Here is a 12321-nt window from a genome sequence, read left to right on the forward strand (position 1 = left end):
CGGCCGGGCCGTAGGCCCCAGGGCTGCGGCGCGGCCGGGCCGTAGGCCCCAGGGCTGCGGCGCGGCCGGGCCGTAGGCCCCAGGGCTGCGGCGCGGCAGGGCTGCGGCGGGGGGTCTGCGAGGCAGCGGGTCCACGAGGCGGCCGGGCTGCGGCGCGGCGGTCTGCGATTCACAACGGCGGTGCGTGAACGGGCGGGGAGAAAGTGTTGGACCGGGGCGGCGGGGCGCGGGGAGGGTGGCCCCATGCCGAAACCCGCCGCCGCCCGGCCCGTACCCGCTGCCCGTACGCCTCCCCCTTCCACCGCGCTCCTCACGGTCGCCGCAGGCCAGTTGGTGGCGGCCCCGCGCGCGGGACGGCAGCACATACGGCGGCCCGCGCCCACCAACCCCTACCTCCGCCTCCTCGCCACCCCCGGCGCCCGGGCCTTCACCGCGGGCAACCTGATCGCCCGGCTCCCCATGGGGATGCTCAGCGTCAGCGCGGTCATCATGATCGCCGGGTCCCGGGGCTCGTACGCCCTCGCCGGGGCCGTCACCGCGACCGGGCTCGCCGCGACGGCCCTCGTCGCGCCCTTCACCGCCCGGCTGGTGGACCGCCACGGGCAGGCCCGGATCGCCGTGCCCGCGACCGCCCTCGCCGTGCTCGGCTCCCTCACGCTGGTGCTCTGCGTGCACCACGGCGCCCCGGCCTGGACGCTCTTCGTCGCGTACGCCGCCACCGCGACCACCCCCAACACCGGCGGGATGTCCCGGGCCCGCTGGGCGCATCTGCACCGGGGCGACCCGGCGGCCCTGCACACCGCGAACTCCTTCGAGCAGGCGGCGGACGAGCTCTGCTTCATGCTGGGCCCGGTCCTCGCGGCGACGCTCTGCGGGGCGCTGTTCCTGGAGGCGGGCACGCTGGTGGGGGCGTTCCTGCTGCTGACGGGCGTCCTGATCTTCACCGCCCAGCGCGCGACGGAACCGCCGCCCACCCCTCGTACACGAACATCCGTCTCCCCGCTCCGCGCACCGGGCATGCCCGCGCTGCTGGCGGTCTTCCTCGCCACGGGGGCGGTGTTCGGCTCGCTGGAGGTCGTCTCCATCGCCCATGCCGGGGGCGCGATCCTGGCGCTCCAGGCGGCGGGGTCCGGGGCGGCGGGGCTGGTCTACGGCTCGCTGCGGCCCGCCCGGAACGTCCACCGCAGGCTGCTGCTCTGCCTGGCCGCCATGACCGCGCTGATGTCGCTGCCACTGCTGGCCGCCACCTCCACGGCCTCCCTGCCCGTCCTCGCGCTCTGCCTGCTGCTGGCGGGTGCGGCGACCGCGCCCACCATGGTGACGGGCATGACACTGGTTCAACGTGCCACACCGCCGGGCCAGTTGAACGAGGGCATGACGCTCTCGGTCACCGCTCTGCTGGGCGGGGTCGCGGCCGGGGCGGCGACGGGCGGCTGGCTGGTGGAGCACGCGGGGACGGTCTCCGGCTACGCGGCCCCGATGAGCGCGGCGGCCCTCGCCCTGGTGGTCGCGGCCACGGGGACGTATCTGCGGCGGCCGTGCGGAGCCGCGCCCGCCGGACCGCCGTCACCGGCGGTGTGAGCGCCGACCGCCGTCCGGTGCCGGACGCGAAAAAACCTCTGCCCCGCGAGCGGACTCGCGGGGCAGAGGTTTACATGGGGTGGTGGAGATGGCGGGAATCGAACCCGCGTCCAACGGTGCGGAACCAGGGCTTCTCCGAGTGCAGTTCGCTTCGCTTTTCTCGGCCCCGGAGGTCACGCGAACAAGCCTCCGACAGGCTCAGCCACTGTTTGATTTCCTTCTAGGCCCCGTGGCCGGGCTTAGAAGTTTAGATCCCTAGTTGATGCCAGGATCCGGGTCGGGATCACCCCCGGGCTGACACTCCGCAGAGTCTTCGCTCAGCTGCTAATTAGGCAGCGAGGGCGAAGGCGGAGGAATCGCGCTTGGAATTGGCGATTATTGTTTGCGACATATGGTTTACGAGATCATTGCCGCTTCCTCGACTCGCTTCCCCTGCTTCGACATCCGCTGTCGAAACCGATCATCCCCATGTTGATTTTTCAAAACGCACACCTTCGCTGAGGTGCACGGCCCATCGTACGTGACCAACGCCGGACGATGCCAGCGTATTCCCCCGCAGGGAGCTCCTCAGGCGCTGCGCTGCCGTCGGCGGGCCGCCGAGATCGCGCGGTTCGTCTCCCTCGTGTCCTGCTTCTCGCGGAGCGTCTGGCGCTTGTCGTACTCCTTCTTGCCCTTGGCCAGCGCGATCTCGACCTTGACCCGGCCGTCCTTGAAGTACAGGGCGAGCGGCACGATCGTGTGGCCGCTCTCCTGGGACTTCGACGCCAGCTTGTCGATCTCGGCCCGGTGGAGGAGCAGCTTGCGCTTGCGCTTGGCCGCGTGGTTGGTCCAGGTGCCCTGGACGTACTCCGGTACGTGGATGTTGTGCAGCCACGCCTCGTGGTCGTCGATCTGGACGAAGCCGTCGACCAGGGAGGCCCGGCCCATGCGCAGGGACTTCACCTCGGTGCCCATGAGGACGAGGCCGCACTCGTAGGTGTCGAGGATGGTGTAGTCGTGCCGCGCCTTCTTGTTCTGCGCGATCATCTTGCGCCCGGTGTCTTTTTCCTTAGCCATAGTGCGGTCATTTTCGCACTACGACCCACCCCCGAGGCCACTCAATACCGTCTCGGCCCGCTGCTGGGCCCTCTCGCGCACCACCAGGTCGGGTGAGATGCCCCTGCCCTCGACGCTGCGGCCGGCCGGTGTGCGGTAGTGGCCCACGGTCAGCTCGGCCACCGAACCGCCCGGCAGCTCGCTGGGCATCTGCACCGAGCCCTTGCCGAAGGTGCGCGAGCCGACGGTGACCGCGCGGCCCCGGTCCTGGAGGGCGCCGGTCAGCAGCTCGGCCGCGCTCATCGTGCCGCCGTCCACCAGGACCACCACGGGCCGCTCGGTGTCGCCGCCCGGGTCGGCGTACAGGGCCTGCTCCTCGCCGCGCACGTCGTACGTGGCGACCAGGCCGCCGTCCAGGAAGGCGGAGGCGGCGGTGACGGCCTCGGTGACCAGGCCGCCGGAGTTGGCCCGGAGGTCCAGGAGTATCCCGGCGTCCCGGGGCGCCTCGCGGACCGCGTCCCGTACCTCCTCGCCCGCTCCCTTGGTGAACGCGGTGACCTTGAGGAGGAGGGCGGCGGAGGGGCCGGTGCCCAGGCGGCTCACGGTGACCGCGTCGGGGGTCAGCCGGGCGCGCTCCAGCGTCCGCGTGGAGGGCTTTCCCTCCCGTACGAGACCGAGGACGACGCGGGTGCCTTCCCCGGCCCCCGTACCGTCACCGCGCAGTAAGGCGACCACCTCGGGGACGGGGTGCTTGTCGACGCGGCGGCCGTCGATGGTGCGGAGCAGGTCGCCCTCGCGGATGCCGGCCCGGGCGGCGGGGCCGCCCGGCTGGACCCGGGAGACGGCGACGCCGCCGCCCTCGGTGCGGCGGGCGGAGAGGCCGACGCCCAGGTACGAGCCGTCCAGGGACTGCTCGAACTCCTCGTACTCCCGCTCGTCGTAGACCGCGCCCCAGCGGTCCCCGCTGCGGCTGACGACCGCCCCGGCGGCCTCCTTGACCGACTTCCCGTCGGCCTCGGCCTTCGCCGCCGCGTCCTCGATCTCCTCGCGGTCGACCGGGGCCAGGGTGGAGGCGACGGCACGCGCCGGGAGTTCGGGGAGGGGGTCGGGGTCCTGCGGCAGCGAGCCGGTCGCCGCGCCGGTGGCGAGGACGCACCCGAAGACCAATGTCAGGGTCACCCCGCGGCAGAGGCCGCGGGGCCGGAAGCGGTGCGAACAACCCGACATGGCGCCGAGTCTAGGACAAGCCTCCTGGGGCGCACGGGCAGTTGCCCGCGCGCCCCAGGAGGCATAAGTCATACCTTCAGATACTTGCGCAGCGCGAAGAGAGCGGCGACGGCCGGCATCAACAGGCCGATCGCGAGCACCAGCGGGAGCTTCGTGAGGACCGCGTCCCAGCCGATGAAGTTGATCAGATTCAGCTTCTCCTGGAGGGCGAGACCGCCGTCGATCAGGAAGTACCGGCCGCCCAGCAGCATCGCGCAGGCCAGCAGACCGCCGATGAGACCGGCGACGGCCGCCTCCATGATGAAGGGGGCCTGGATGTAGAAGCCGGAGGCTCCCACCAGCCGCATGATGCCCGTTTCACGTCTCCGGCTGAACGCGGAGACGCGCACGGTGTTGACGATCAGGATCAGCGCGATGACGAGCATGAGGATCATCACGTAGATCGCGACGACGTTCATGCCGTTCATCAGCTCGAAGAGGTTGTCCAGGATGGACCGCTGGTCCTGGACGGACTGCACCCCGTCCCGCCCAGCGAAGGCCGTCGCGACGACCTTGTACTTCTGCGGGTCCTTGAGCTTGACGCGGAACGACTCCTGCATCTGGTCGGGCGTGATGTTGCCCGCCATCGGGGAGTCGCCGAACTGCTCCTGGTAGTGCTTGTACGCCTCGTCGACCGTCTCGAAGTGGACCGGCTTCTGAACGGCCTCCATCTTCTCCAGGTCGGCCTTGATCTGGTTCTTCTGCTCCGTCGTGACAGCGCCCTTCGCACACTTGGGCATGTCCTTGGCGTCGTTCTTGTTGCAGAGGAAGATCGAGACGTTGACCTTGTCGTACCAGTAGTCCTTCATCGTGCTGACCTGTTCGCGCATCAGCAGCGCGCCCCCGAACAGGGCGAGCGAGAGGGCGACGGAGACCACGACGGCGAAGGTCATCGTGAGGTTGCGACGGAGACCGACGCCGATCTCCGACAGGACGAACTGGGCGCGCATGGCGTCCTTTCAGTGCTCGATACTCGAAATGCGCGAGGGGCCCGAGGGCCCCTCGGTCAGTGCTGGTAGCCGTAGACGCCGCGCGCCTGGTCACGGACGAGACGGCCCTGTTCGAGCTCGATGACGCGCTTGCGCATCTGGTCGACGATGTTCTGGTCGTGGGTCGCCATGATCACGGTGGTGCCGGTCCGGTTGATCCGGTCCAGCAGCTTCATGATGCCTACGGAGGTCTGCGGGTCGAGGTTGCCGGTCGGCTCGTCCGCGATCAGCAGCATCGGGCGGTTGACGAAGGCCCGGGCGATCGCCACCCGCTGCTGCTCACCACCGGAGAGCTCACCGGGCATCCGCTCCTCCTTGCCGCCGAGGCCGACGAGGTCGAGGACCTGGGGCACGGCCTTGCGGATCTCGCCGCGCGGCTTGCCGATGACCTCCTGAGCGAAGGCCACGTTCTGCGCGACGGTCTTGTTGGGCAGCAGGCGGAAGTCCTGGAAGACCGTCCCCAGCTGGCGGCGCATCTGCGGCACCTTCCAGTTGGAGAGCCGCGCGAGGTCCTTGCCGAGCACATGGACCATGCCCGTGCTGGCGCGCTCCTCGCGCAGGATCAGCCGCATGAAGGTCGACTTGCCGGAGCCGGAGGAGCCCACCAGGAAGACGAACTCACCCTTCTCGATGTCCAGCGAGACATCGCGCAGAGCCGGTCGGGTCTGCTTCGGGTAGGTCTTGGAGACGTTGTCGAATCGGATCACGGATGCACCACGGTCGGCCGGGAGTAGGTGAGCGTGACCATACGCGAACCGGGCTCACGCGTGCAGGCGGCGTCCGGCAATGGGCGATTTATGGCGGATCGCCGCCCGGAACGCATCGGGTCGGACCCTCCCTTGTCCGGCGGGCCGCGCCGAAAACGGCGGGAGCTGGCACAGTGGTGGGGGGAACGGTTGCGTTTCCCGGAGCGTTGTGCGGAGAGAGAAGCAGTCAGCGGCTCCGCCGCGCGGGAGGAGGAATGCGCATGACCTATGACCGACTGGTGTGCGCGAACTGCGCGGCCCCCGTGAGCGAGGGGCGTTGCCGCGTCTGCCGTGCTGTCCGGCAGCAGATGCTGGAGGAGCAGGAGCAGGGTCCGCTGGCCGGGATGAATCCGGCCATGCTGATCGCGCTGATGGTCGTGCTGCTGGCGGCGCTCGCGCTGCTGGCCCACCAAACGGCCTGACCCGCCCTGTACGGCCCCCTGGGGCCCCGTGAAGCACCCGAAGCCAGCAGGAAGGGCCCGGGAGGCGTTGTGCTGCCTCCCGGGCCCTTCCGTGCGTCGCCGGACCGTGTACGGGGCTCAGGTGCCCCCGTACGCGATCCTCGGCGGGTCCTAGGCGACCGTGCGGCCGCCGCCGACCAGACGCGGCAGGATGCGGAAGCCGATGCCGCCGGCGATCATCGTCGCGGCACCGATGACCAGGAAGGTGGTCTCGGCCGCACCGGTCTCGGCGAGCTCTTCCTTGCCCTTGCTCTGCTCGACCGGCTGGTTGCCGACGCTGTTGGGGCCCGTGTTGTCGGCGCACTCGACGACGCCGGACTCGACGGTGCAGGCCTCGTCGCCACCGGTCGCGGAACCGGAGGTGCCGGAGCCGACCGTGGTGGAGCCGGCCGTGGTGGAGCCGGCCGTGGTGGAGCCGGTGGTACCGGTCGTGCCGGTGCCGCCGTCGTCGCCGCCGGAGCCGCCGGTGTTGCCCGAACCACCGTCGCTGCCGGAGCCGCCGTTGCTGCCGCCCGTGTTGCCCGAGCCACCGTTGTTGCCCGAGCCACCGTTGTTGCCCGAGCCACCGTTGTTGCCCGAGCCACCGTTGTTGCCCGAGCCACCGTTGTTACCGGAGCCGCCGTTGTTGCCGCCCTCGGAGGTGCCGCCCTGGTCGCCACCCTCGGAGGTGCCACCCTGGTCGCCACCCTCGGACGTGCCGCCCTGGTCGCCACCCTCGGAGGTGCCACCCTGGTCACCGCCCTCAGAGGTACCGCCCTGGTCACCGCCCTCCGACGTGCCACCCTGGTCGCCACCCTCAGAGGTACCGCCCTGGTCACCGCCCTCCGACGTGCCACCCTGGTCGCCACCCTCGGACGTACCGCCCTGGTCGCCACCCTCGGAGGTACCACCCTGGTCAGCACCGCCGATGGGGTTCTCGCCGCTGGTGTTGCCCTCGATGAGGCCCCCGATGAGACCACCGTCGGTGTTCTCGTCCTGGGTGGTCACCTGGTCCTCGGGACCGTTCAGTGCCTGCGCCGCACCCGCGGCGGTCAGCGAGGCACCCGCGGCGATGATCGCGCCGGCGGTTATCCGCGCGACGCGAACGCGCGTCTTCTTCGTCATCTGTTGCTACCCCCAGTAGCTGATCTCGTCAGTGGAGCAGCCATATGCGGGCCACGGCAGCCCTGCGGGGATCGCTCTACGGCGAGGCCACGTTCGTATCGTGGTCACCCCGCCGGCCCCCCGGTTCGCACCCGTCCCAGACATACGCATGCTGCTCCAGCACCCTTGCCAGAGTTAAGGATTCCGTCAAGGTCGTTGTGTGCACTACGCACCTTATAGGGGTTCTTGACGGCCATTCGACAGCACGACTGTGACGCATCGGGCACAGTTTCCCCCCAACTCGCCACGGCGGTACCTCGACGCGAACGGGCCCGGACAGTTCCCTGTCCGGGCCCAACCCTCGTACGGCGGAGGTTACTTCTCGCGCTGCTTGCGCCAGCGGATGCCCGCCTCGACGAAGCCGTCGATCTCGCCGTTGAAGACCGCTTCGGGGTTGCCCATCTCGAACTCCGTACGCAGGTCCTTGACCATCTGGTACGGGTGGAGGACGTACGAACGCATCTGGTTGCCCCAGGAGTTGCCGCCGTCGCCCTTGAGCGCGTTCATCTTGGCCTGCTCCTCCTGGCGGCGGCGCTCGAGGAGCTTGGCCTGGAGGACGTTCATCGCGGACGCCTTGTTCTGGATCTGCGAGCGCTCGTTCTGGCAGGAGACGACGATGCCGGTCGGCAGGTGGGTCAGCCGGACCGCGGAGTCCGTCGTGTTGACGCCCTGTCCGCCGGGGCCCGAGGAGCGGTACACGTCGATGCGCAGCTCGGACTCGTCGATCTCGATGTGGTCGGTCTGCTCCACGACCGGGAGCACCTCGACGCCCGCGAAGGACGTCTGGCGGCGGCCCTGGTTGTCGAAGGGCGAGATCCGGACCAGGCGGTGGGTGCCCTGCTCCACGGAGAGCGTGCCGTAGGCGTACGGGACCTGGACGGAGAAGGTGGTCGACTTGATGCCGGCCTCTTCGGCGTACGCCGTCTCGTAGACCTCGGTCTTGTAGTTGTGCCGCTCGGCCCAGCGGAGGTACATGCGCTGGAGCTTCTCCGCGAAGTCGGCGGCGTCCACGCCACCGGCCTCGGCGCGGACGGTCACCAGCGCCTCGCGGGCGTCGTACTCGCCGGACAGGAGGGTGCGGACCTCCATCTCGTCCAGCGCCTTGCGCACCGACTCCAGCTCGGCCTCGGCCTCGGCGAGCGCCTCGGCGTCGCCCTCGTCCTCGGCGAGCTCGAAGAGGACCGCGAGGTCGTCGATGCGACCGCGCAGGGTCTCGGTCTTGCGGACCTCGGCCTGGAGGTGCGAAAGCTTGCTGGTGATCTTCTGGGCCGCGTCCGGGTCGTCCCAGAGGGACGGTGCCGCTGCCTGCTCCTCGAGCGCGGCGATGTCCGCCCTCAGCGCATCCAGGTCCAGGACGGCCTCGATCGACCCCATGGTCGAGGAGAGGGACTTCAGCTCTTCGGAAATATCGACGACTGCCACGGGTCCAGCGTAACGGCATGGCGGATGAAGCTTGCCCTCCCCCGGGGACCGGTCCGGGGAAAGAGCTTCCTGAAGGCCGCTCACGGGGTCGCCCCCGGGCCTTCTACGGGATCGCCGGCGCCGAGTTCTCGCTGTCCTGGGGCCCCGCCGGGTCCCCGTCGCCGCCGCCCGCGGCGAACCAGCCGCCCACCGCGACGGCCGCGCAGAGCAGCAGGGCCGCCGCCCCCAGGGTGATACGGCGCTTGCGGACGGCCGCCGCCTTGTTACGGGCGGAGCCGGGGCGCGGCTTTCCGGGGGCGCGCGGGGCGCGGGCGGTGCCGAGCGGGCCGCCGGCCAGCTCGTCGGGGGCGGGGACGCGCATGCTCGTGTGGGTGTCCCGGTTGGAGTCCGGGGACGAGCCGGGCACCAGCGGGACCGCCCCGCGGCGGCGCGGCTCCTCGGCGGAGGGCGTGTACTGCTGCTCGTCGTACGCCGGTGGCTGCTGCTCCGTCTCGTCGCCGCCGGGCTCGTCCACGTCCAGGGGCGGGATGCCGGCGAGGAGCGGGAGCAGGTCCCTCAGGCGTACGGCCAGCTCGGAGGCGCGGAGCCGGGAGGCCGGGGCCTTGGCCAGGCACTGGACCAGGAGCTGCCACAGCTCCTCGGGGATGCCGGGGAGCGGGACGACGGTCTCGGTGACGTGGCGGCGCAGGACCGCGCCGGGGTGGCCGCCGCCGAAGGGGGTGAACCCGGCGAGCAGCTCGTACAGCACGGTCGCCAGCGCGTAGATGTCGACGGCGGCGCGCGGCGGGAGGCCCTCGACGATCTCGGGGGCCAGGTAGTCCGGCGTGCCGATGATCTTGGTGGCCTTGGTGCGGCGCGGGGTGTCGATGAGCTTGGCGACGCCGAAGTCGGTGAGCAGGGCGGGGTGGGAGCCGCCGGGGCCGAGGGGCCCCTCCATGTCGAGGAGGATGTTCTCCGGCTTGACGTCCCGGTGGACCACTCCGGCCTTGTGGGCGGCGGCCAGGCCGTCGGCGACGTCCGCGATGATCGCGACGGCGGCCTCGGGGGCGAGGCGGCGTTCGCGGTCCAGGCGGGTGCGCAGGTCGGTGCCGCGTACGAGGGTCATGACCAGGGCGAGGTCGTTGCCGTCCACCACGAGGTCCCGGACGGCGACCACCTGGGGGTGGTCGAGTCCGAGCAGGGCGGTGCGCTCCTGTACGAAGCGGCCCACGAGCTCCTGGTCGGACGCGAGGTCCTCACGGAGCAGCTTGATGGCGACCGGGCCCTCGGGCCCTTCGCCGAGCCACACCGTGCCGGCGCTGCCGCGCCCCAGGATCTGGTGGGCCGTGTACCGGCTGCCGATATTCCGTGCCAAGACTGCTCCCTCAGCGGCTGGCGGTGGACCCCCGGTCGACAAAGTTACGCGGCGTTCGGGGTGGTGCGTGCCCAGGATGGCGCCAACCTGCACTTCTCCGGGCCGATTGGGCCCGGAGAAGTCGACAAAGGGACAGAGCCGGGGGCCGTCAGGCCCCGCCCGTGCCCCCGGAGTCGCCGGTGGCCTCGCCGAGCTTGGAGACCCAGTCGGTGACCTTGCCGATCGCGTCGCCGATCGCCTCCCAGTAGCCCTTGCCCTGGGCGACCCAGTCCTGGACCGGGGTCAGCTCCCAGATGAGCCAGCCGGCGATGACCAGCAGCACCACGGTGAACAGGCAGCCCTTGAGGCAGCCGAGACCGGGGATGCGCATCGGGTTGGCGCTGCGCTGCCTCGGCGGACGCGGCTCACGCGGGGCGGGCTGCTGGGGCTGCTGCGGCTGCGGGGGCGCGTACTGCTGGCGCTGGGGCTGCTGCGGGGCCTGGTAGCGCTGCGGCTGGTGCTGCTGGGGCTGCTGCTGCGGGTACTGCTGCTGGAGCGGCTGCTGCCGGTGCTGCGGCGGCGGCTGCTGGCGCTGGGGAGGCTGCTGGGGCGCCTGGCGCTGGGGGCGGCGGCGCAGCGGGTCCTGGCTCGGGTCCAGATACTGCACCTGGGTCTGCTCGTTGCGGTCGCGGGCCGCCTGGAGCTGCGACTGCCAGGGGTGCGGGCCGTCCGGCTGCGGAGGCCCGTCGGGGCGCTGCGGCACGGGCGGCATGACGGCGGTCGGGTCGGCGTGGCCCTGGTGGGAGCCGGGGCCGCCCGGCCCGCCGGTCTGCGGGAGCACGCTGGTGGCGGCCGCCGGGTCGTACGAGCCCGCGTTGCTCGGCAGCACCTGCGTGGGGTCGGCGGCGCCGGGCGTCTCCGGGACGGCGGTGGGCGCCGGGTCCGGTGCGAGCAGGGCACCCACCCCGTCGGCGGCGGCGATCTGCGCCGAGTTCGCGTGGACGCCGATGCCCGAGGCGACCGTACGCAGGCCACGGGCCAGGTTCTCGGCGCTGGGCCGCTGGTCGGGGTCCTTGCGCAGGCAGCGCTCTATGACCGTCCAGAGCGGCTCGGGGACGGTGGAGGGGCGGCGGGGCTCCTCGCTGAGGTGCCGGTGCAGGACTTCGAGGGCGGTGCCCCCGGCGAACGGCGGGCGGCCGGTGACCAGCTCGTACAGCAGGATGCCCGCGCCGTAGATGTCCACGGCGGAGGTCTGCGGGCGGCCCTCGGCGGACTCGGGGGCCACATAGGCGGGGGTGCCGACGAACTCGTGCGTCCGGGTCAGCCCCGGGGAGTCGGCGAGGCGCGCGATGCCGAAGTCGGTGAGCATCGGGGTCATGCCGCCGTCGCGCTCGTCCAGCAGCACGTTGGCCGGCTTGAGGTCGCGGTGGACGACGCCGTCGGCGTGGCTGGCGGCGAGCGCGTCGGCGATCTGCGCGGTGAGCAGGGCGGCGGCGACCGGGGTGAGCGGGCCGTTGGCGCGCAGGTAGCGGTGGAGGTCGGGACCGTCGATCAGGTCCATCACCAGGGCGAGGAGATCACCCTCGACGACCAGGTCGCGGGTGCGCACGATGTTGGGGTGCGTGAGCCGCAACAGGACCGAGCGCTCCCGCAGGAACCGCATCACGACATCGGCGTCGTTGGCGAGCTCCTCCTTGAGGACCTTGATCGCCACGGTCTCGCCGGGCTGACCGGCGACGGCTGCCTCGGCGCCCGCGGTCTCCCGCTGGCGGGCTCGCCAGACGGTGCCCGTGGCGCCGCGTCCGAGCGGCTCCTCGAGGAGGTACTTGCTGCCTACCGGCCGCACGTCATGCGCTCCCTGCTGATCGTGGTGCTTGCGGTTCCCCCGGGCCCGCCCCGGGTGTTCCGGCCCGATGTTCCGGCCCACTCTAATGCCGCCGGACAAGGGGGCGGGGTGCCTGTGGAGGAGGGGCTCCGAGGGTCGCGTTTCGGGGAAAGACGCATAGACCGGACAGATGGTTGCCACGTGCGGTTGACGCTCGGGAATCGGAGGGTCGAACAGTAGTGCCGCACACCTGCCCGGACAGGTGCGGGCGGCCCCGATCACAGAGGTCCGGGCGGCGGGAACCGGACGCAAGCAGGCACTTTTGCGCCCACAGCCGACCATTCAAGATCATTTAAAGGTGACCGCCGGGCGTGTTGTCAGTGGCAGGTGCGAGGATGCCTCCAAGCACGGATCTGACGGGTCGGGAGCCCGGGGTCCGTGAAGACCTGTACGGACGACCTGTCCGTGCCGGGCGGGGGGAATCACAGGGCGTTTCCCCTGCCGGGCACCCCGCGCAGAA

Annotated in this window: 10 protein-coding genes and 1 other RNA gene; 2 read left to right on the forward strand and 9 right to left on the reverse strand. The window is 71.3% G+C overall.

The features are described from left to right. Positions 1-243: 243 nt before the first annotated feature. Positions 244-1581, forward strand: coding sequence for an MFS transporter (locus tag GTY67_RS11480; RefSeq protein ID WP_202461405.1), 1338 nt, complete (start codon positions 244-246; stop codon positions 1579-1581). A gap of 80 nt (positions 1582-1661) precedes the next feature. On the opposite strand, the gene ssrA is transcribed toward GTY67_RS11480, so the two are convergent. The 5 genes from ssrA to ftsE all read right to left on the reverse strand — a co-directional run bounded on the left by ssrA (position 1662) and on the right by ftsE (position 5578). Then, positions 1662-2049: a transfer-messenger RNA gene (ssrA, locus tag GTY67_RS11485) on the reverse strand. 99 nt (positions 2050-2148) lie between these two features. After that, entirely contained in the window at positions 2149-2637 is a 489-nt protein-coding gene (gene smpB, locus GTY67_RS11490) for an SsrA-binding protein SmpB (RefSeq protein ID WP_093688819.1), read from the reverse strand. Between the two features lie 18 nt (positions 2638-2655). Beyond that, positions 2656-3843: a S41 family peptidase gene (locus GTY67_RS11495; protein WP_161278588.1), complete on the reverse strand. Its 1188-nt coding sequence runs from the start codon at positions 3841-3843 to the stop codon at positions 2656-2658. Positions 3844-3911: 68 nt separating this feature from the next. Beyond that, positions 3912-4832 (reverse strand): permease-like cell division protein FtsX, encoded by a 921-nt coding sequence (ftsX, locus tag GTY67_RS11500; protein WP_093688823.1) that lies wholly within the window; start codon positions 4830-4832, stop codon positions 3912-3914. 56 nt (positions 4833-4888) lie between these two features. Then, the gene (gene ftsE, locus GTY67_RS11505) at positions 4889-5578 is read right to left on the reverse strand and encodes a cell division ATP-binding protein FtsE (protein ID WP_018512316.1); all 690 of its coding nucleotides are present in this window, start codon (positions 5576-5578) and stop codon (positions 4889-4891) included. 260 nt (positions 5579-5838) lie between these two features. On the opposite strand from ftsE, the gene GTY67_RS11510 reads away from it, so the two are divergent. Further along, a complete protein-coding gene (locus tag GTY67_RS11510) occupies positions 5839-6039 on the forward strand; it encodes a hypothetical protein (RefSeq protein WP_093688945.1) in 201 nt (66 codons plus the stop codon). A gap of 150 nt (positions 6040-6189) precedes the next feature. Here the strand turns inward: GTY67_RS11510 and GTY67_RS11515 are convergent, their stop codons facing one another. The 4 genes from GTY67_RS11515 to GTY67_RS11530 all read right to left on the reverse strand — a co-directional run bounded on the left by GTY67_RS11515 (position 6190) and on the right by GTY67_RS11530 (position 11822). Further along, the gene (locus GTY67_RS11515; RefSeq protein ID WP_161278589.1) at positions 6190-7182 is read right to left on the reverse strand and encodes an LPXTG cell wall anchor domain-containing protein; all 993 of its coding nucleotides are present in this window, start codon (positions 7180-7182) and stop codon (positions 6190-6192) included. A 354-nt stretch (positions 7183-7536) separates the two neighbouring features. After that, a complete protein-coding gene (gene prfB, locus GTY67_RS11520) occupies positions 7537-8643 on the reverse strand; it encodes a peptide chain release factor 2 (RefSeq protein WP_076966341.1) in 1107 nt (368 codons plus the stop codon). 103 nt (positions 8644-8746) lie between these two features. Then, the gene (locus GTY67_RS11525) at positions 8747-9997 is read right to left on the reverse strand and encodes a serine/threonine-protein kinase (protein WP_161278590.1); all 1251 of its coding nucleotides are present in this window, start codon (positions 9995-9997) and stop codon (positions 8747-8749) included. A 148-nt stretch (positions 9998-10145) separates the two neighbouring features. Further along, positions 10146-11822 (reverse strand): serine/threonine-protein kinase, encoded by a 1677-nt coding sequence (locus tag GTY67_RS11530; RefSeq protein ID WP_161278591.1) that lies wholly within the window; start codon positions 11820-11822, stop codon positions 10146-10148. Positions 11823-12321 lie beyond the last annotated feature (499 nt).

This window comes from Streptomyces sp. SID8374 (assembly GCF_009865135.1).
Lineage (GTDB): Bacteria > Actinomycetota > Actinomycetes > Streptomycetales > Streptomycetaceae > Streptomyces.